The sequence below is a fragment of the Lentzea cavernae genome (assembly GCF_014653695.1).
Classification (GTDB): domain Bacteria; phylum Actinomycetota; class Actinomycetes; order Mycobacteriales; family Pseudonocardiaceae; genus Lentzea; species Lentzea cavernae.
Map to the genome: position 1 here is coordinate 75,600 of NZ_BNAR01000013.1, position 19,619 is coordinate 95,218.

General features: G+C 69.3%; 19 protein-coding genes. 7 read left to right on the forward strand and 12 right to left on the reverse strand.

Annotated elements, in window-relative coordinates:
• The first annotated feature begins 111 nt into the window (after positions 1 to 111).
• On the forward strand, positions 112 to 1,071 hold the full coding sequence (locus IE307_RS33560) for a hypothetical protein (protein ID WP_191303433.1): 960 nt from the start codon (positions 112 to 114) through the stop codon (positions 1,069 to 1,071).
• Positions 1,072 to 1,132: 61 nt separating this feature from the next.
• A complete protein-coding gene (locus IE307_RS33565; protein ID WP_191303434.1) occupies positions 1,133 to 1,291 on the forward strand; it encodes a hypothetical protein in 159 nt (52 codons plus the stop codon).
• Between the two features lie 109 nt (positions 1,292 to 1,400).
• Here the strand turns inward: IE307_RS33565 and IE307_RS33570 are convergent, their stop codons facing one another.
• Positions 1,401 to 1,982, reverse strand: coding sequence for an NUDIX domain-containing protein (locus IE307_RS33570; RefSeq protein WP_229905323.1), 582 nt, complete (start codon positions 1,980 to 1,982; stop codon positions 1,401 to 1,403).
• A gap of 130 nt (positions 1,983 to 2,112) precedes the next feature.
• Between IE307_RS33570 and IE307_RS33575 the strand changes: the two genes are divergently transcribed.
• Entirely contained in the window at positions 2,113 to 3,207 is a 1,095-nt protein-coding gene (locus tag IE307_RS33575; protein ID WP_191303435.1) for a helix-turn-helix domain-containing protein, read from the forward strand.
• Between the two features lie 12 nt (positions 3,208 to 3,219).
• On the opposite strand, the gene IE307_RS33580 is transcribed toward IE307_RS33575, so the two are convergent.
• Complete coding sequence (locus IE307_RS33580; RefSeq protein WP_191303436.1) at positions 3,220 to 4,116, reverse strand: ParB/RepB/Spo0J family partition protein; 897 nt, start codon at positions 4,114 to 4,116, stop codon at positions 3,220 to 3,222.
• Positions 4,117 to 4,194: 78 nt separating this feature from the next.
• Positions 4,195 to 4,587 (reverse strand): CoA-binding protein, encoded by a 393-nt coding sequence (locus IE307_RS33585; protein WP_191303437.1) that lies wholly within the window; start codon positions 4,585 to 4,587, stop codon positions 4,195 to 4,197.
• 119 nt (positions 4,588 to 4,706) lie between these two features.
• On the opposite strand from IE307_RS33585, the gene IE307_RS33590 reads away from it, so the two are divergent.
• A complete protein-coding gene (locus IE307_RS33590) occupies positions 4,707 to 5,129 on the forward strand; it encodes a YciI family protein (RefSeq protein WP_191303438.1) in 423 nt (140 codons plus the stop codon).
• A gap of 28 nt (positions 5,130 to 5,157) precedes the next feature.
• On the opposite strand, the gene IE307_RS33595 is transcribed toward IE307_RS33590, so the two are convergent.
• Positions 5,158 to 5,862: a LysR family transcriptional regulator substrate-binding protein gene (locus tag IE307_RS33595; RefSeq protein WP_191303439.1), complete on the reverse strand. Its 705-nt coding sequence runs from the start codon at positions 5,860 to 5,862 to the stop codon at positions 5,158 to 5,160.
• A 57-nt stretch (positions 5,863 to 5,919) separates the two neighbouring features.
• Here IE307_RS33595 and IE307_RS33600 point away from each other — a divergent pair, with 57 nt between their 5' ends.
• Positions 5,920 to 6,279, forward strand: a complete 360-nt coding sequence (locus IE307_RS33600; protein ID WP_191303588.1) for a DUF5997 family protein — start codon at positions 5,920 to 5,922, stop codon at positions 6,277 to 6,279.
• On the opposite strand, the gene IE307_RS33605 is transcribed toward IE307_RS33600, so the two are convergent.
• Complete coding sequence (locus IE307_RS33605) at positions 6,276 to 6,917, reverse strand: maleylpyruvate isomerase N-terminal domain-containing protein (RefSeq protein WP_191303440.1); 642 nt, start codon at positions 6,915 to 6,917, stop codon at positions 6,276 to 6,278. The genes IE307_RS33600 and IE307_RS33605 overlap by 4 nt on opposite strands.
• A 50-nt stretch (positions 6,918 to 6,967) precedes the next feature.
• On the opposite strand from IE307_RS33605, the gene ligD reads away from it, so the two are divergent.
• Both ligD and IE307_RS33615 read left to right on the forward strand, forming a co-directional pair.
• Positions 6,968 to 7,912 (forward strand): non-homologous end-joining DNA ligase, encoded by a 945-nt coding sequence (gene ligD / locus IE307_RS33610; RefSeq protein WP_191303441.1) that lies wholly within the window; start codon positions 6,968 to 6,970, stop codon positions 7,910 to 7,912.
• On the forward strand, positions 7,902 to 8,837 hold the full coding sequence (locus IE307_RS33615; protein WP_191303442.1) for a DNA polymerase domain-containing protein: 936 nt from the start codon (positions 7,902 to 7,904) through the stop codon (positions 8,835 to 8,837). The genes ligD and IE307_RS33615 overlap by 11 nt, the downstream gene beginning before the upstream one ends.
• Here the strand turns inward: IE307_RS33615 and IE307_RS33620 are convergent.
• The 7 genes from IE307_RS33620 to IE307_RS33650 all read right to left on the reverse strand — a co-directional run bounded on the left by IE307_RS33620 (position 8,816) and on the right by IE307_RS33650 (position 19,613).
• The gene (locus tag IE307_RS33620; RefSeq protein ID WP_191303443.1) at positions 8,816 to 11,239 is read right to left on the reverse strand and encodes an effector-associated constant component EACC1; all 2,424 of its coding nucleotides are present in this window, start codon (positions 11,237 to 11,239) and stop codon (positions 8,816 to 8,818) included. The two genes, IE307_RS33615 and IE307_RS33620, sit on opposite strands and share 22 nt — an antisense overlap.
• A gap of 43 nt (positions 11,240 to 11,282) precedes the next feature.
• The gene (locus tag IE307_RS33625) at positions 11,283 to 12,161 is read right to left on the reverse strand and encodes a hypothetical protein (RefSeq protein WP_191303444.1); all 879 of its coding nucleotides are present in this window, start codon (positions 12,159 to 12,161) and stop codon (positions 11,283 to 11,285) included.
• A gap of 69 nt (positions 12,162 to 12,230) precedes the next feature.
• Positions 12,231 to 13,928, reverse strand: a complete 1,698-nt coding sequence (locus IE307_RS33630; protein ID WP_229905325.1) for an ABC transporter family substrate-binding protein — start codon at positions 13,926 to 13,928, stop codon at positions 12,231 to 12,233.
• A gap of 80 nt (positions 13,929 to 14,008) precedes the next feature.
• On the reverse strand, positions 14,009 to 16,132 hold the full coding sequence (locus IE307_RS33635; protein WP_191303446.1) for an ABC transporter ATP-binding protein: 2,124 nt from the start codon (positions 16,130 to 16,132) through the stop codon (positions 14,009 to 14,011).
• Positions 16,129 to 17,109 carry an ABC transporter permease gene (locus IE307_RS33640; protein WP_229905326.1) on the reverse strand — a complete coding sequence of 327 codons (981 nt, stop codon included), beginning with the start codon at positions 17,107 to 17,109 and terminating at the stop codon, positions 16,129 to 16,131. Before IE307_RS33640 ends, IE307_RS33635 begins: the two co-directional genes overlap by 4 nt.
• A 16-nt stretch (positions 17,110 to 17,125) precedes the next feature.
• Positions 17,126 to 18,103 (reverse strand): ABC transporter permease, encoded by a 978-nt coding sequence (locus IE307_RS33645; RefSeq protein ID WP_191303447.1) that lies wholly within the window; start codon positions 18,101 to 18,103, stop codon positions 17,126 to 17,128.
• 487 nt (positions 18,104 to 18,590) lie between these two features.
• Positions 18,591 to 19,613: a hypothetical protein gene (locus IE307_RS33650; protein WP_191303448.1), complete on the reverse strand. Its 1,023-nt coding sequence runs from the start codon at positions 19,611 to 19,613 to the stop codon at positions 18,591 to 18,593.
• Positions 19,614 to 19,619: the final 6 nt, after the last annotated feature.

Here is a 19,619-nt window from a genome sequence, read left to right on the forward strand (position 1 = left end):
AAGAATCCCCTCGCCCGCCGACATTCGCGTTCACCCGGATGGCGCATCCGGAGTAACGTCCGATCAGGTAAGCCCGACATGCCCGGCAAAGCATTTCCGCGCGGAGGACGGATGTCTGTCTCACCTGAGCAGCTGATGGAAGAGCTGCGCACCTTGTGCCGTGGGCGCGGTGTGCAGACTCCCGGTATCGACTTGCACGTCGGACCGGCGCTGCGCCAGGTGTGCGGCATCGTCGAGACGGACGGCGCGGAAGCCGTGCGGACGAAACTGCGCGACTGGGTCGCGAACGCGACGCGCGGATTCCCGGTCGAGGTCCGCAACGCGGTTCTGGCGCCTCTGGGACTGCACGACGAGGCGCAGTACCGGTTCCTCAACGAACGCATCGAGTGGCTCGCGAAGCAACAGGACCGCGGGGCGCGCACGGTGCGCAGGAGGATGGACGCCGGACTGCAGCGCCTGGTGGAAGTGGCGCTGCAGCCGGCCCCCTCGACGACGCACGTGGCGCCGTCGGAACTGTGGCACGTCAAGGAGTTCGACGCGCTGCTGAAGCTGGACGGCCCGACGCCCGCGTGCACGGAACGCCGGACCGTCGTGGCCGACACCGACGGTGTCAACGAGATCGCGTGGTCGATCACGATCCCCTCCCCCACACCCGATGGCGCTCCAGGCGACCTGGACGTGGAGGTGTTGCACGGGGTCGAGCTCATCGGCCACGAACGTCCGTCCCCTCGACGCTTTCTGATGAAGCTGCGGTTGCCCCGGCCCCTCAACGCGGGGCAGACGCACCAGTTCGCACTCGAGGTACGAGTGCCACGAGGACAGTCGATGCGCCCGACCTACGTGTTCTGGCCGGAGCGGATGTGCGAGTCGTTCCGCTTGCGGGTGCGGTTCGACCAGGACGACCTGCCGGCATCGGTGTGGCGCGTCGAGGAAGCCCTCGCGCGCGACACCGATGACCTGACGCCTTGGCCGCAGACGCTGCCGCTGGACGAGATCGGTGAGATCGACGTGCAGTTCCCACACCCTCGTCAGGGCCGCGGCTACGGCGTGCAGTGGACGCCACGCTGGTAGCCGGAGACACTCAGATCATCTCGGAGCAGAAGTGCGGTTCCACGGCTGACACCTCCCTTTGATGGCCAGGGAGAACCGCAGTCCGAATTCGAGTCAGATCACCGTTGCGATGAAAACACTGCCGACCATGAACCCGACGAAAAGGCAGATCGCAGCAACTTTCATGACGGTGGCGAGTGAGCAGATCATTCTCATCGAGAAATTCACCTTCTCATTCTGACTGGCATTCGGGCTGTTGTTCTCGCCGATGCACCAAGAGTGGCTTTTCGCCAGTCGAATGAGAACGGGTTTCCTGTTGCACGCAGAATGTGGAAACCCCACGAGGAGATTTATTTCTGGGTCGTGCGGCGCAGCGCCATGACGAGCAGCGCGTGCGAACTGCCGGCGTGCGGGAGCTTGCCCTGGCGGACCAGGTCGAGCGCGCCGCAGAACGGCATCGTGCGCACGCGCAGGTCGGCCTCGCCGGGCTCGAGCGCCGGCTCGCCCTGGGTGAGGTCGGTGGCCAGGAAGATGTGGTCGACGTGGTTGCTCAGGCTGTCCGCGCCGTGGATCTGGCCGAGGCGTTCCCACTTCCCGGCCCGCAGCCCGGTCTCCTCCGCGAGCTCACGACGTGCCGCTGCCAGCGGATCGGCGTCCGTCTCGTCGACGGCCCCACCGGGCAGCCGCCACTCGGTGCCGCCGTGCGTGTAGATCCACTGGCGGGTCAGGACGACCTCGTCGTCGTCCTGGATCGCGAGGACCGTGACCGATCCAGGCGCCACCACGTGCGTGTAGGTGCCGTGCCCGCCATCGGGTCTGACGACGCTGTCGGAGCGAACCTCGAACCAGCGCGACCGGTGGACCACGTTGGTCGCCAAGCGCTGCCAGACCATCACCACACCAGCCGCCTCGTCGGACCGCGTCATCACCATGACTCACATGGAACCATCGCCGACCGCTCGAGTTGGTCCCAGTTGATCGTCAATCACAGGCCAATTGATGGACATTCCGCATTCGGGTGTTTGTCCACGTCCACACTTCCGGGGGAGGGGGTGAAGGCCGTTGCCGCCCACGTTCGCCCAGGAGGTTCGCCGCCTGCGCAACGAGCGCGGGCTCTCGCTCAGCAAGATGATCGATCTCGTACCGTACAGCAAGGGACACCTCAGCAAGATCGAGAACGGCCGGGTCCACCCGACTCCCGAAATGGCCCGGCTCTTCGACGACGTCCTGCAGGCCGGCGGTCATCTGATCGAACTGGCCGACGCCCCGGCCCGCCCGATCCCGAGCGATCACACGACGCTCCTCACGTTCGACGCGATGTTCGAGCACCACCGCGCCCTGGGACACCGCCTGAGCTCCGACGTGGTGCTGCCGAGCCTGCGTCCCCAGGTCGACGTCCTGAGCTCCATGGCCCGCTCCGCGGACGACCCCGGTCTCGGCCGCGGCCTGTGGCTGCTCGCCGCCCGCTACGCCGAGTACGCGGGCTGGATGGAGCAGGAACGGGGCGACGACGCCTCGGCCGCCGAACTCACCAAGCGCGCCGTCCAGTACGCCGCGAAGGGCGGCGACGCGGAACTGGAGTCCTGGGCGTACGTCCGCATGGCCGAGTTCTCCCTGTACCGCGGCGACGCCCACGCCACCGTCGGCTACGCCCGCAGGGCGGGCAAGTCGCGGTCGACCGCGGTGCAGGCGGCGGCCGCACTGCGCGAAGCCCAGGGCTACGCCCTCGCCGGAGTCGCCGACCGCTGCCAGGACGCGCTGGACCGCGCAGCCGAACTCCAGCGAACCGTGAGCGAACCCCGTTACGGCACAACGAGTCTCATGGACCAGGTGGCCATCGCCCGCGCCTGGTCGTTCCACGACCTGGGCCGCCACGCCGAGGCCGCCGCCATCCTCGACGCCCAGATGCCGCTGATCGCCCCCACGGCCCTGCGCGCCCGCACCCGCTTCGGCCTGCGCAGGGCCCTGGCCCACGCCGAGGCGGGCGACGCGGACCACGCCTGCGCACTGGTCATGGACCTGCTCGACGACATCCGGCAGGTGCGGTCGGCGACCGTCCACATAGACCTGACGGCGTTCAGCAAGCTGTTGTCGCGCTTGCGTCCCGCTGTGGGGCGTGAAGTGGCGCGCGAGATCAGCGACATCCTCTTCCCCTGAGCGCTCAGCCGGTCAGACCGCCCTGCGCTCGCTCTCCCTCTCCAGCGCCTCGGCCATCTCCAGCCAGGCCTCGGCGCACCCCCTGGCCATGTCCGCCACCAGTTCCCGGCTGTGCGAGGGCACCCCGGCGACCACGGTGGCCCACTCCCCCGACGACACCGCGTGCACCTCCAGCCACCGCAGCACCGACCGCCCGTGCTCGTTGAACCGCAACGAGGGATCGCGCCGCAGGATGGGCAGGGTGGCGTCGGGGTCGCGGACCTCGGTGCGCCCGGCGGGCAGCACGGCCTCGGCCCGCTCGGCGGCCCGCATCCGTTCCGGCACGGGGTCGAGACCGGCGTTCAACCGCCGCCGCACGTCCCGGACGGTGCCGGGCGACACCCCGGCCGCGCGGGCGATGTCGCGCAACGAGGCGTCCGGCTGTTCGGTGGCCATCCGTCCCGCCAACCGGCGTCCGGCGGCGGAGTTGACCGGCCTGACCTTGCCGTCGCGGCCGACCCGGACCGGGGCCTGACCGCCCACGGCACGCCGCAGCACGCCGACGGACTTGGCGGCCAGGCCCGTCGAGGCGGCGATGGCCCGGTCGGACCACTGCGGGTGCGACCGCAGCAGGCGCCGGGCGGCGGCCTCGCGGTCGGCGGTCGAGAGGGTGGAGAGGTTCAGCGACACCGACAGACCGAACAGGTCCTCCGCGGGGCCTTCGACGTACTCGACCTCGACGGACCGGCAGCCGCGCAGCGCCGCGGCCTTCAGGCGGTGGGTGCCGTCGACGACCTTCATCGTCGGGCGGTGCACCACGATCGGTGGCAGGTGGGCGCCGGACGACGCCAGTGAACGGATGAAGTCGTCGCTGCAGCCGCGCAGGCGCGGCGACTCGGCGGACCGCAACGCGGTGATGTCTACGAGCATGCGAAATCAAGCCCCCCAGGCTGATCGCCTCCGGAACCCCCAGGTGTCCGGACGACGCGACCCAGGTTAGCTACTCGTTCAACGGGAGCGCCACTCGATCGCGGGACAGACGTCCATCACCATGCGCAGGCCGGCCTCCCGCGCGCGGCCGTACGCGGCGTCGTCCACCACGCCGAGCTGGAACCAGACGGCCTTCGCGCCGATGGACACCGCCTCGTCGGCGAACTGCCCGGCGTCCTCCGAACGGCGGAACACGTCCACGACGTCGACCGGGAACGGGATGTCCGCGAGCGTCGCGTACCCCTGCTCGCCGTGCACGGTCTCGGCGGACGGGTGCACCGGGACGATCTTCTTGCCGCGCTCCTGCAGGAACCGGGCCACGCCGTGGGCCGCGCGGGACGGGTTGTCCGAGAGCCCCACGATGGCCCAGACCTGGCAGTTCTCGAGGATCCAGTCGACGTCTTCGCGCATGCCGTCAACACTAACCCTGTGACCCCGGTCACAATTGCCGCGAGCCGGTCGAAAGACGGGGGCGTCCGATCGACGCGTGGGTAGAAACGCACCGGACGCACCAGGCAGAGGAGATCGACATGCGGTTCATGGTCATCGTCAAGGCCAACGAGGACACCGAGAACGGCGTGATGCCCACGACCGAGGAGCTCACCGCCATGGGCAACTACAACGAGGAGCTCGTCAAGGCCGGGGTGATGCTCGCGGGCGACGGCCTCTACTCGAGTGACAAGGGCGCGCGGGTGGCGTTCGACGGCAAGGGCGCGACGACGGTCATCGACGGCCCCTTCGCCGAGACGAAGGAGCTGATCGCCGGTTTCTGGATCTGGGAGCTGCCGTCGCTGCAGGACGCCGTGGAGTGGCTGAAGAAGGCGCCGTTCCAGGAGGGCGAGGTGGAGATCCGCCAGATCCACGGCCCCGAGGCGTTCGGTGACGCGCTGACGCCCGAGATCCAGGCGCAGGAGGACCGCATGCGCGAGCAGATCTCCGCCCAGAACCAGTGACCCCGTCCTAAGAGGACGGCAGGGCTCTTCAGCGACCGCGACGGGGTTTCACGCGCTTGGCAGGCTGCTTCTTCTGCTGCGGCGCGGGACCCCGTCGCTGCTGCTTGGGCGCCTGCTTCTTCGCCGGTTCCGGCGCGGGGCCGCGGGTGCTGTTGACCGTGCGGCCGCGGACGATGCCGATCAGGTGCTCGACCAGTTCGGGGTTCTCGTCGCGGATCGGGAACGACAGCGCGACGCGGGACTGCGGCGCGTCGCTCAACGGCACGTACTTCAGGTCCTTGCGGTGGTGCAGCCGCGCGAGCGACTGCGGCACGACCAGCATCCCGACGCCCGCCGCCACGATCTGGACGGCGTCCGCGGTGGTCTCCGGGCGTTCGACCGGCGCCTGGCCGGGCAGCGCGTCCCACTCCAGCGCGTCGTCGAGCGGCTGCCACAGGACGTGCTCCGCCAGGTCCTCGAGGGACAGTTCGTCGGCGGCGGCGAACTCGTGGTCCTTGGGGAACACGACGACGCTCGTCTCGGTGTAGAGCGGGATCGCGTGCAGGTCCTCCCGGTCGCCGGGCAGCCGCAGCAGCGCGGCGTCGGCCTCGCCGGAGCGCACCTTCGCGGCGGCTTCGGCGACGGGTACCTGCACGAGGGTCAGCTCGGTCTCCGGCAGGCGGTCCTGCCAGACCCGCGCCCACTTGCCCGGCGTCACGCCTGGGACGTACGCGAGCGTGAACGATCCGGTCACGTGCTGAGGCTACCGGACGAGCCCGTTACTCTTTTCCGCATGAAGTCGCAGCAGACCATGAAGCCCGCCACCGCCGCCAAGAAGCTCGGCGTGTACCTCGAGGCCACGCCCGAGGAGTTCCAGGCCGGCGTCGTGTCGCGCGACGAGCTGAACGAGCTGCAGGCCAACCCGCCGCAGTGGCTGGCGGACCTGCGCCGCAACGGCCCGCACCCCAAGCAGCTCATCGCGCAGAAGCTCGGCATCTCGACGTCGGGCCTGGTGCGCGCCGGCATCACCGAGGCGCTGACCACCGACCAGATCACCGCGCTCAAGGACGAGAACCCGGACTGGCTGGTGCGCGAGCGCAACACCTACAAGGAGTTCAAGGCCGAAGAGGCCCGGCTGGCCGAGAAGGCCCAGGCCGAGGAGCAGGTCTAACCCAGCACGAACGGGATCTCCAGAGCACCCAGGGCGGCGCGCTCCGACTCGGTCGGGGCGCGCCGTCCTGTTCCCACGAGCAGGACGTCCACGTCGGACCACGAGGCCGGGAACGCCCCGGCGATCCGTTCGAGCGTCGCACGGCAGCGGGCCAACGCCCCGGCGGGCGGTCCTGCCCGGTCCGGCAGGTTCACGACCAGGTCCAGGTGGTGCAGCGTCCACTCCCAGACGTACGCGCCGAGGTAACCGGACGTGCACAGCACCTTGTCCTGGGTGGCCACCTTGAGCGTCGGGTCGGCGAGCTCCGCCGCGCGCAACGCCGCCCGGCCCACGTCGTCGACGTGGTGCTTCAGCATCCACGGCTCGCCGTAGGCGGCGGCGAGCCTCACCGTCAGCGCGGCCAGCGGGTCGTCGGCGGGTTCGTGCGAGACGTCCCAGTACGTCACCTGGTCGTGCGTCACGGCGTCGGCAGTGGGCGTCACCAGCGTGATCAGCACGTCCTGCGCGTCGATCACGAGGTGGCACACCAGGTCGCGCACCAGCCAGCCCTCGCACCCGGACGGCCGGGTGAAGTCGTCGTCGGTGAGCTCGCCGACCTCGTCGAGGAGCGACCCCAGCGCGAGCGAGAACAGGTCCACCACCGCAAACTACAAGGATCCAGGGCGGACGACCGGTTAGGTTGGTGGGCATGGGCAAGTCCCCGGCTGTGGAGCTCGAGGTGGAGGACCGCGTGGTGCGGATCTCCAACCCCGACCGCGTCTACTTCCCCGCGCGCGGGGAGACGAAGCTGGACCTCGCGAACTACTACCTGTCCGTCGGCGACGGGATCGTCCGCGCGCTGCGGGAACGGCCGTGCATGCTGCACCGCTTCCCCGAGGGCGTCACGGGCGAGAAGGTGCACCAGAAGCGGCTCCCGAACGGCGCACCGCCGTGGGTGCGGACGGTGCGGGTGCACTTCCCGCGCTACAACCGCCACGCCGACGAACTGTGCGTCACGCACGTCGCCGACGTGATCTGGGCGGTGCAGATGTCCACTGTGGAGTTCCACCCGTGGAACTCGCGCGCCGCCGACACCGAGAAGCCCGACGAGTGGCGCATCGACCTCGACCCCGGGCCCACGTGTTCGTTCGACCGCGTGCGGCGGGTCGCGCTGGTGGCGCAGGAAGTTCTGGCCGAGCTGGGTGCGACGGGGTTCCCGAAGACGTCGGGGTCGAAGGGGCTGCACATCTACGTGCGGATCAAGCCCGAGTTCGGGTTCCAGGACGTGCGCAAGGCCGCGCTGGCGTTCGCGCACGAGGTCGAACGCCGGGCGCCCGACGACGTCGAGACCACGTGGTGGCGCAAGGACCGCGATCCGTCGCTGGTCTTCGTGGACTACAACCAGAACGCGCGCGACCACACGATCGCCAGCGCCTACTCCGTGCGGGGCTTCCCCGAGGCGACGGTGTCGACGCCGATCCGCTGGGACGAGGTCCCGGACGTCGACCCGCGGGACTTCACGATCGCCACCGTGCCGAAGCGCTACGCCGAACTGGGCGACCTGCACGCCGGGATCGACGACGCGGTGTGGTCGATCGAACCGTTGCTGGAGAAGGCCGCCCGAGACGAACTCGAGGTTCCGGATGAGCAGTAGCCCGATCAAGTTCTCGTCGCTCGACCAGCCGCTGTTCGGTGGTCTGCTCAAGGGCGACCTGGTCGACTACCTGGACTTCGTGGCCGGCAGGTTCGTGCCGGTGCTCGCCGGGCGGCAGCTGTCGGTGTGGCGGATCCTGCGCGGCCAGGACCCGTTCATGCAGAAGAACGTCCCCAAGTACACGCCCTCGTTCGTGCGCACGGTCGAGGTGTGGGCGGAGGCGTCGCACCGCAAGATCAAGTACGCGATCTGCGACGACGAGCAGACGCTCATGTGGTTCGCGAACCAGCGCGCGGTCGAGTACCACGTGCCGCTCTACCTCGGCGACCACTTCGGCGACGACCACCACCAGACCCACATGGTCCTCGACGTCGACCCGCCGGAGGGTTCCGGGTTCGACGTCGTGGTGGGCTCGGCGCTGCTGATCAGGGAGGCGCTGGCCGCCGCGGGCCTGCAGGGCCTCGTGAAGACCAGTGGTGCCAAGGGCGTGCACATCTTCGTGCCGCTGGAACCGCACTCCCCCGACGACGTGGCCGCGGCGACGCGCGCGGTGGCGGCGCGGGCCGAGAAGCTGGACCCGTCACTGGCCACCACCGCCTACATCAAGGACGAGCGCGGCGGGAAGGTCTTCCTCGACTCGACGCGCTCTTGGGGCGCCATGGTCGTCGCCGCCTACAGCCCCCGGCTGCGCGAGGGCCTGCCGATCTCGTTCCCGGTGCCGTGGGAGTCGCTGCCCGACGTCAAACCTTCGGACTTCACCATCAAGACCCGCTTCGACGGCGACCCGTGGTCGTCGTTGATGCCCGCGCCGCAACGCCTCCCGGACGACCTGGTCGCCGAGGGGCACACCATCCCCGTCGCCCGCGTGGTCGCGATGCACGAGGGCAAGCGGCGGAAGGCGGCTCAGCGCGAGCGCGAGAAGTAGGCGATCACCGCCGCCACCAGCGGCAGGGTCACGTGGGCGACGCCGGTGAACGTCGGCTCGTCCGCTGAGACGTAGTCGTTGGCCCTGACGAGGAGTCCGGCCGCGACCGCCGTGCAGGCGGCGAACCGGGCCGTGCCGGTGGTGACGGCGGCGATCAGCGGGACGACGACGAGGCCGGCCAGGCTCGCGTGGGTGACGTAAGACGGGACCTCCGCGGTCAGCGTGAGCACCACGTCCAGGAGCAGCAGGGCCGGTGCGATCGCGCTCGGCCAGTGCCTGTCGCGCCAGACGCGGTACGCCGCGAGGCAGGTGAGGGCGGCGGCCGTGGCGAACAGCGTGAACTCCTCGCCGTCGTCGCCGAGCGGTGTCAGGTCGTTCGCCTTGGAGGCGACCACGTAGACGCCGAGCGCGCCCAGCCCTCCGCCGGTGATCGCAAGCCACCACGGGGTCGTGGCCGTCGCGAGGGCCAGGGCGGTGGCCGCGAGTGCGTACGGGACCCAGGCGTAGGTCTCGCCACCGCTGAGCAGGCCTGTCGTGCCCGCCAGCAGGCCCAGCGCGGCGCCAGGGACCCACGGGTGGTCGCGGCAGGTGACGGCGAAGAGCGCGGCCACCAGCGCCCACGGCCAGACGGCGGCGAACACGAAGGTGGTGAGACTGCTGTCGCCGATGACCCTCAGGTTGCTGCCGGGGACCGTCATCAGGGCTACGACCAGGAGGGTCAGGGCCAGGCCGGCGGCGAGGCGGGGCAGCACGGCGGCCCACTGCTCCGCCGGCGGCTTCGGAATCGATACCGACTCGCGGGCCCCCTGGGGGGATTCACCCCCCATCCCAATTCTCTCAGGCGGCACCGACAGTTTTCGGGCCGCGAGGTCGTCGCCGGTCGGCAGCTTCGACGTCGGCGCGGGTGCGGTGGACTGCCCTTTCAGCAGTGCGGCAACCGGCCTGCTCGGTGTGCGTGCGGTGGAGGGCCTGCCCGGTGCGGGCGCGGCGGTCTTCTGGTTCGGCGGTGCGGCCGAGGCCGGCGGTGCGGCGGAGACCGGCGGTGCGGCGGCCTTGACCGCGACCGGCTCCGGTGCGGCCTTCTCCCCCGAAGCCTTCTCCCCCAGCGCCTCACGGGCCGCCGCGGCCACCATCCGGCTGTCGTCGTCCCGCAGCCGCCGCAACGCCATCCGCGCCGCCAGCACCCGTCCCTCGTGCGCGACCGACAGCATCCGCCGCAACTCGGGGATCGCCCCGGCCCGCACCCCCGGCAGCGAGTGGTCGATCGCCTCCTGCAGTTCCGAGGGCAGTGCGGCTGGCACCGAGACCGGGCGGGCGCGGCGGGCGATGCGCAGGTCGCCGCGCACGTCGAGCATCCACTTGCCGGGGGTCTGGTGCGGGGTCACGCGGCGGACGCGGTCGTAGACGTACTCGTAGAGCTCGTCGAGGCCCACGTGGCCGTCCTGGTCGCGGTCGGCGTCGCCCGATTCGAGGCCCTCGACCAGGGCCGAGGTGAAGACGGACGGTTCGCCCTCCGACGTGTCGGCGACCGCGGCGCCCTCGAAGGCGTACTCCATGGACGACGAGGCGGTGATGACGGCCCGGCCGCTGCCGCCGAACTGCTCCTCGAGGCCCACGGAGCCTCCCGCGCGGGCGACCATGCCGCGGCCGAACGCGCCGGAGTAGCAGCAGTCGAGGAGCAGCACGATGCGGCGGGAGCGGGAGCGGTTCATGCGGCGGGCCACGAAGTCCGCGGACACGGCGGTGCCCGCCAGGCGGGAGAGCTTGGTGCTGGAGGTGGCGAAGTGCAGCTCGCCGGCCTCGTCCTTGACGCCGTGGCCGGAGAAGTGGAGCACCAGCAGGTCGTCCGGCTCGCGGTCGGCGAAGAAGTCCTCGACGGCCTCGTTCACCTCGGCGGCCGGGGAGTTGATCAGGGTGCGCACGTGGAAGCCGCCGATGCGGGCGTCCGCGAGCACCTCGCCCAGCCGTGCCGCGTCGTGGGCGGGGGCGCGCAGCGACGACAGGCCGGGGTCGGAGAACTCGTGGCTCGCGATGATGAGGGCGTAGCGGTGCAGGTGCCGGCCCAGCCACGCGGACCGCTGGGCGAGCTCGGTCTCCGTCGGGGCGCCGGTGAGTTCGAGGGCCTCGCCGTCCGCCTCGACGGTCACGGATCTCTCGCGGCGCTGACCCAGCCACGACGACACGGCGTTGATCACCGCCGCCAGGACCGTGGACGACGAGATGGTGGTCAGCAGGGTGCCGAGCTCGGCCACGTCGAGGGCCTTGGCGCCCTCGGGAGCCTCGCCGGGGACGGCGGAGACGGGGACCAGTTCCCGCAGCTCGGAGCTGAGGAACGTGGTGAGCTGCTCGATGCGCTCGTCGTCGGCCCCGTCCTCGTGCACGCGCAGTGTGACGTCGGTCATAGCGGCCTCCTACGAAAGGAGGTCGCTCACCGGGCACCAAGCATTACGACGGGTCGGAGCCCCGGAACGCACCCCACCACAGCCCCAGCACCGCGGCGATCACGGTGGCCGTGATCCAGCCGGTGAACCCGCTGCCGTCCAGGTACGCCCAGAACAGTCCGACGACCGGCGCGGGCACCGTGAACACCGCGTCGGCCCGCAGCTGGGCGGCCAGACCGCGGGGCGCGCGCGTCTCCGGGTCGGGCTGCGCGGGGTTGTCGAGACGACGGCCGCGCGGGTGCTTGGTCACCGGGCGGCCGGACGGGTAGAGGGTCACGCCGTCGACCACGGCGACCCGGCCACCGCGCAGCTCGACGTCGACCGGCGACGGCAGCGTCACGAGCACGGGGTCGTAGTAGACGGGCACCCACCGCTCGACGGGCCCGTCGATCTCGAGCCACGACCGCACCATCAGCCCGGACTGCAGCCGGATCCGGCGCACCGGCGTGGTGACGGCGGCCGATCGCCCGGGCCGCACCGCCAGCAGCAGCCGCACGCCACCGGCGAAGACCACCAGCAGCGCCACGGCGGCGGCGAACGTGACGCCGCCCAGCGCCCGGTCGGTCTCGAGGAAGAGGTCCGAACCGGGGATCACGGCACGCGACGGTTCGGCGGGGTCGAACGCGATCTGCGTCTGCTTGCCCACGATCCGCTCGCCGTTCTCGTAGGCGACGAGCGCGGTCCCCGTCGGCCAGCGCACCTCGACCGATCCGTCCGAAAAGGACACCACGTCACCCGTGGCGCGGGCCGTCATCGACGTCAACGCCGCACGCCCGTCCGAATAGGACAGCCAGCAGAACAGCGCGACCACGAAGCACACCACCAGCACGACCGCGGTGGCGAACAACCCGTGGCGCAGCGCACGAACCCGGGAACGCAACACGACAAGCTCCCAACAGAAAGAAACGGCCCGGCGGAGAGACCCGCCGGGCCGTTCATGAGACTAGCTACATCACTCGGTGAAGCCCATGTGGATGTAGTCGTACGGACGGTTCGCGTACGCGACGGCGCCGAAGTTGGCGACGTTGCTCTTCACCGCGACCGCGCCGGGCAGCTGGTACAGCGGGATCTGGTGGCCCAGCTCCCAGATCTTCTTGTCGGCCTCGTTGGCGATCTCGAGGCGCTTGGTGTCGTCGAGCTCGCCGTTGGCCTGCTCGAGCAGCTTGTTGACCTCTTCGGAGCCGATCCGGCCGTAGTTCTGGTTGGTGCTGGCCGGGTCGAGCGTGTAGATGCCCTTGCTGTCCGAGACCGGCGTGGCCGAGGACAGCCAGCGGAAGCCGACCATGTCGAAGTTGCCGACGTTCACGAACTGCTTGAAGAAGTCGGTCGACGGCACGGCCTGGATGTCGATCTTGGCGCCGACCTCCTTCAGCTGCGACTGCACGAGCTTCGCGATCTGGTCGGACGTGGGGTTCGGCGTCGGGATGATGTAGCGGACGACGAGCTCCTTGCCGTCCTTCTTGCGGGTCTCACCCTCGAGCTTCCAGCCCAGCTCGTCGAGCTGCTTCTTCGCGGCTTCCTTGTCGAACGAGGCGACGGACGAGTTGTCCTTGTAGCCCGCGGAACCCAGCAGGAAGAAGTGGTTGCCGGTGACCTGCGCGTCGCCCTTGATCATCTGGCCGAGCAGCGCCTTGGAGATGGTCTTGGTGTCGATGCCGCGCATCAGCGCGACGCGGAGCTTCGGGTCGTTGAGGATCGACGAGTCCGCACCGTTGAACGTGATGTGCGAGTAGTCCGGCGTGATCGCCTGGCGGATCGTCACACCCTGCATCGACTTGGCACGCGTGAAGTTGTCGATGCTCGAGCCGATGTCGAAGAAGTCGATCTGGCCGTTGGCGAGCGCGTCCGCGAGCGCGGGGCGGTCGACCTGGCGGAACGTGATCTTGTCGAGCTTCGGCTTCTCGCCCCACCACGCCGGGTCCTGCACGACGGTCACGAGCTTGGCGGTGCGGTCGATCGTGCCGACCTTGAACGGACCGGCGGTGATCTTCGGGGCGTCGGCCCAGCCCTTGTTGAACTCCTCGGGCGAGGAGGACATGGACTTCGGGTAGAGGGGCGTGAAGACGGTGCCCTTCCACTCGGCGAACTTCTTCTTGAAGGTCACCTTGACGTCCTGGTCGGACGCGCCCTTCTCGACCTTCTCGATGTCCTCGTAACCGGTGGTGCCGGCGACCTCGTAGGCCTTGTCGGTCCCGTTGAGGGACTTCCACATGGCCTCGAAGTCCTGCCACGTGATCGCGTTGCCGTCAGACCACTTGGCCTTCGAGTTGATCTTGAACTCGACGACCTGCGGGTCGTTGGAGGCCAGCTTCGCGTCGTCGAGGATGTCCTTGTTGACCTCGATCGTCGAGTCGGCCTTCTGCTTGAACAGGTTCGGCATCAACGTGTCGATCATGCGGCGGCCGTCGGCGTTGGTGCCGTCGAGCTGGTTGTAGTTCCAGTTGTCCGGCAACTGGTCGACCGGCCAGCGGAACTCGCCGCCGGCCTTGACCTTGGACGCGTCCTGCGGGTTGATGTCCGCCTGGCCGATCGCGTTGTCCGCGCCCTTGAGCCCGGAGTTGGCGTTGTTGTTGCTGGGCCCCCCACACGCGGTAAGCGTGAGGACGACCGCGGCCAGCGCGGACACTCCCACCGTGGTACGTCGACTCACTGTCGTGAACCTCCCTCGTGCCCGGACACCAGTTGCCGGGGACACTGTTCCTTCGCAGGTCTGCTGAGGCGACGGATGCATCAGAGGACCTGACGGACTTGGGCGAAGTGGCAGGCTGCCTCGTGGTCGGGCGCCTGGACCTCGCGCGGTGGTTCCACCTCGATGCACGTGCGCTGCTTCTCGGGCGGCAGCTGCGCGTGCAGGAAGCAGCGGGTGCGGAACCGGCAGCCGGACGGCGGGTTCGCCGGGCTCGGCAGGTCGCCGGTGAGGATGATCCTCTCCCGCTGGCGCTCCTTGACGGGGTCGGGGATCGGGATCGCGGACAGCAGCGCCTGCGTGTACGGGTGGCGCGGCGCGTCGAACACCGAGTCCACCTCGCCGATCTCGATGATCTTCCCGAGGTACATGACGGCCACCCGGTCCGCGATGTGGCGCACCACGGACAGGTCGTGCGCCACGAACAGGTAGGCCAGGCCCAGCTTGGACTTGAGCTCCTCCAGCAGGTTGATGACACCCGCCTGGATGGAGACGTCCAGCGCCGACACCGGCTCGTCGAGCACGACGAGCTTCGGTTCGAGCGCGAGCGCCCGCGCGATGCCGATGCGCTGGCGCTGACCACCGGAGAACTCACCGGGGTAGCGCGAGAGCTGCTCGGGGCGCAGGCCGACGAGGCTCATCAGCTCCGGCACGCGCCGGTTGATGTCGGCCTTGCTGTAGCCGTGGACCTGCATCGGCTCGGCGATGCAGTCGTGGATCGTCAGGCGCGGGTCGAGCGACGCCATCGGGTCCTGGAAGACCACCGACATGTCGCGGCGGATCGCGAAGCGGCGCTTGGCGTCCACTTCGGACGACTTCGTGCCGAGCACGGAGATCTCGCCGCTCTGGGGCTTCTGGAGGTTGAGGATCTCCATCAGCGTCGTGGTCTTGCCGCAGCCCGACTCACCGACGAGGCCCAGGGTCTCGCCCTCGCGGACGTCGAACGAGATGCCCGCGACCGCGTGCACGGTGCCGACGCGGCGCTTGAACACCACGCCCTTGTTGACCGGGTACTCCTTGACGAGCTCGTCGAGGCCCAGCACGACGTCGCGCTGCTCGCGCGGGATCTTCGCGACCTCGGGCTCGTCCGCCACCTCGGCGCCGAAGATCTCGACGGCGGCCTCGGCGCCCTCGGCGTCGGTCGCGGCGATCTCGTTGGTGCGGATGCACGCGGCGGCGTGCTCGAGCGAGCCGTCGACGTCCACCAGCGGCGGTTCGGCGGTGTGGCAGGCGTCGACGACCATCGGGCAGCGCGGCGCGAACGGGCAGCCCGGGGGCAGGTCCGTGAGCGACGGCGGCTGGCCCTTGATCGGCACCAGCGCCTGCTTCTCGCTGACGTCGAGGCGCGGGATCGAGCCGAGCAGGCCGAGCGTGTACGGCATGCGCGGCTGCTGGTAGATGTCGTCGACCTTGCCCTTTTCGACGGCACGGCCCGCGTACATGACCATCAGGCGGTCCGCGAACCCGGCGACGACGCCGAGGTCGTGGGTGATGATCACGATGCCCGCGCCGGTGACCTCCTGCGCGGTCTCGAGCAGCTGCAGCACCTGCGCCTGCACCGTCACGTCGAGCGCGGTGGTCGGCTCGTCGGCGATGATCAGGTCGGGGTCGTTGGCGATCGCCATCGCGATCACCGCGCGCTGCCGCATGCCGCCGGAGAACTCGTGCGGGAACGCCTTGGCGCGCTCGGCGGCGTTCGGGATGCCGACGAGGTCGAGCAGCTCGATCGCGCGCTTGTTCGCGGCGGACTTGGACACCTTGCGGTGCACCAGGATCGCCTCGGCGATCTGGTCGCCGACGGTGTAGACCGGCGTCAGCGCGGACAGCGGGTCCTGGAACACCATCGAGATGCGCCGGCCGCGGATCCGCGACAGCTCGGTGTCGCTCTGGCCGATGAGCTCGCGGCCCTGGAACTTGATGGAACCGGTGATGCGCGCCGAGTTCGGCAGCAGGCCCATGACGGCGAGCGACGACACGGACTTGCCGGAACCGGACTCGCCGACGATGCCGAGGACCTCGCCGGGCGAGACGTGGTAGCTCAGGCCGCGCACGGCCCGCACGCGGCCCGCCTCGCTCGGGAAGGACACGTGGAGGTCCTCGACCTGCAGGACCGGCCCCTCGACGACCGGGTCTGCCGGCGTGTCGAACTGGATCTCCGAGGTGGTCATGAGGCGGCCTTCTCCTTGGTGTCCTTCTTCTCCTTGCGGCGCACGCGCGTGGAGGTGGGGTCGAGCGCGTCGCGGAGCCCGTCGCCGACCCAGTTCACCGCCAGCACGAACACGACGAGGAAGCCCGCCGGGAACAGGAACAGCCACGGGAAGGTCGTCGCGGACTCGGCGTTGAGACCGATCAGGGTGCCGAGCGAGACGTCGGGCGACTGCACGCCGAACCCGAAGTAGCTCAGGCCCGTCTCGGCGAGCACGGCGGAGCCGACGTTGATGGTCGCGTCGATGATGAGCAGCGACGCCATGTTCGGCACGATGTGCTTGGCGATGATCTTGCGCGCCGGCTGGCCCATGAACTTGGCCGCCTTCACGAACTCGCGTTCCTTCAGCGTCAGCGTCATGCCGCGCACGATGCGGGCGGTGATCATCCACTGGAACGCCGCGAGCATCAGCACCAGCAGGAACCACGACTTGCCGCGGAACCAGGGGCTCAGGATCGCGATGATCAGGAACGACGGCAGCACCAGCAGCAGGTCGACGACCCACATGAGCGCCTTGTCGGCGACACCGAGGAAGTAACCCGCCGCCGCGCCGACGATCGCCGCCACGGTGGTCGAGATCAGCGCCACGAGCAGGCCGATGATCAACGACTTCTGCAGTCCGCGCATGGTGAGCGCGAACATGTCGGTACCGATCTTGTCGGTGCCGAAGATGTGCTCGGAGTACGGGGGCTCCAGGAACGCGGTGTAGTCCTGGGTGTCGTAGCTCCACTTCGACAGGAGCGGGCCCACGAACGCCATCAGGTACATGCCGAGGATGAGCACCAGGCCGACCAGCGCCAGCTTGTTGCGCATGAAGCGGATCAGCACGAGCCTGCCGCGCGTCATCGCCTTGCCCGGTTCGGGCGCCGCGTCGACGGGGCTGCCGGAGGCGGCGCCGGTGGTTCCCGCGGAGTCGCCCTCGTTGAGGATCACGGTCACGTCGTCGTCACCTTGCCTAGTTCACGCGGATTCGGGGGTCGAGCGCGGCGTACAGCACGTCGGCGAGCCAGCCGGAGAACAGCACGCACACCGCGACGAAGAGCGTCACCGTGGCGGTGATGTTCGTGTCCTGCGCCGAGATGCCGGTGACGAGCCAGTCACCCATGCCGAACCAGCCGAAGATCCGCTCGGTGAACGTGCCACCGACGACGAGCAGGCCGAAACCGAACGCGAACAGGGTCGCCATCGGGATCAGCGCGGTGCGCAGGCCGTGCTTGAACAACGCCTTGCGGCGGGTCAGCCCCTTGGCCTGGGCGGTGCGCAGGAAGTCGCTGCCGAGCACGTCGAGCATCGACGAGCGCTGGTAGCGGCTGTAGTAGGCGATCTGGCCGAGTGCGATCGTCAGCGTCGGCACGACCAGGTGCTGCAGCCGGTCGCCGAGGTGCTCGAACCAGTTGCCCTGGAATCCGGGTGTCGTCTCACCGACGAAGATCAGCACGTTGGTGCCGATCGAGTCGTTGATCCCCTGTGCGCCCATCTTCAGCAACGTGCCCAGCACGAACACCGGTGTGGACAGCAGTATGAAGCTGAACAGGGTCGCGAAGTAGTCGCTGAACTTGTACTGCCGGATCGCGCTCACCACACCGAGCAGCACGCCGAACAGGATGCCGATCGTGATGCCGATCAGGAACAGCCTCAGACTCACGCCGATGCGCCTGCCGAGTTCGTCGGTGATCGGGCGGTCGGCGATCGTGCGACCGAAGTCGCCCTGGACCACTCCTCCCATCCACGTGACGAACCGCTGCGGGATCGGCTGGTCGAGGTGCAGGTCTCGTTTCTTCGCCTCGATCGATGCCGCCGGAGGCGGTGGGTTGCGTTGTTGCAACACCCCGATCGGGTCAAAGGTGGCGGAGGCCAACGTGAACGCGAGGAACGTCGCCACCAGGGCGAGCACCACGTAGTTGACCAACCGCCGCAACAGAAATCCGGCCACCCGTGTTCAGTCCTCTCCCCGGTGGTTGCGACGTCGGCTCACTGGATTGCAGTGGACGAGTTGCAAGAGGTTAACCGCCGTTCTGGCGGACCGCTGCCCACCCCCACCATTGGCGTGGAGGCCCACTGACCGGGCCATAGTCACCCATGCGTGGAGGAAAGGGCGGTGGAACAGCGACATCAACAGTTGACTCTCGTGAATTGTGTGTCCAAGCGTGACCATTGTGCGGCCGGATCGCTGTATTCACCGTGAAGTTCTGTCTCACCACGGATGGATGTGACGCATACGGGTGAATGCATTGACCAGAAGTCGTGGGACAAGCAGCGCAATGTCACCAGAAACCGGGCATCACGCTGTGAAGCGCTTCAGGTGTGCAGTGTTACTGCATCGATGCGGAGCAGGGCGGACGTCCGAGCAGCTCACGAGCCGCTAGCCCGAACGGCGTGAACCGCGTCACAGCGGACACCGCCAGATGGATCAGGCGAGCCTAAGAAAGGCGCCACAAACGACCGCCGGCGATCACGAAAACCTGGTCTCCGGCCTTCTCCGCCGCCGTCACGGTTCCCGAGGGACCGTCCGCCACGCGTTCGTCCTTTTCGGACACGAGCTTCACACCGCCATGATCGACGAACAACGTCGGCGTGCCGTTCACGGACACCGGCGCGGCGAGGGTCTGGTCGTCCCCGACCGGCACGTCCGGCGTGGCGACCTTCTTCCAGTCCGGCCCGGTCCACCACGCGAGCTTGCCCTTCGCACGCCCCACCACGTGACAGGTCCCGTCCCAGCAGCGGGCGGCCAGCGCGGCGTCGCCGTCCGGAAGCACGGCCGTGGTCCAGGTGGCACCGTCGAACCGCCAGACAGCGGCGCTGACCACGCCCTTCGCGATCTGCCAGCCCACGACGAGCGCGCCGTCGCCGTCCTGCGTCACGGCGAGCGGGAACCGCAGGAGCTCCTGTGAGCTCTCCAGCACCGTGCCGGCGGAGGGCTGACGGGTCCACGTGTCGTCGGCGTAGGTCCAGGCGGCGATGTCGAGACCCGCCTTGTCGCTCTGCCAGGTGCCGATGATCAACGGCCCCTGATTGGTCCGCACCGGCCCGATCAGCTCACCCGCGCCGTAACCACCGAACGTGCTGAAGGCCTGCGGCTTCTCGTCAATCGCACGGGTGTCACCGGTCCACGCGCTCCACCGCACGTTGCCGTGCGCGCCACCCCGTTCGCCGCCGACACCGGTGATCGTGGTGCCGTCGGAGGTGATGCCGTACCAGTGCGCTTCCTTGCCGTACGGGGTCGACGGCGTCAGCCTGGAGTTGGAGAGCGTGCCGTCCTTGGTGCGCGTCACGAGTTCCGGGTGGTCGGACGGCCGGGTGCCGATGACCAGCATCTCGCCGTGCGTCGCCAACGCTTCCGGCGTGGCCGTGAGGTCGACCGGGGTGAAGCCGGCCGTGTTGTCCGCACCGCCTGAGGAGCAGCCGGTGAGGACCAGCAGAACCGCGAGCATCAGCCTCCGCATGCGGGC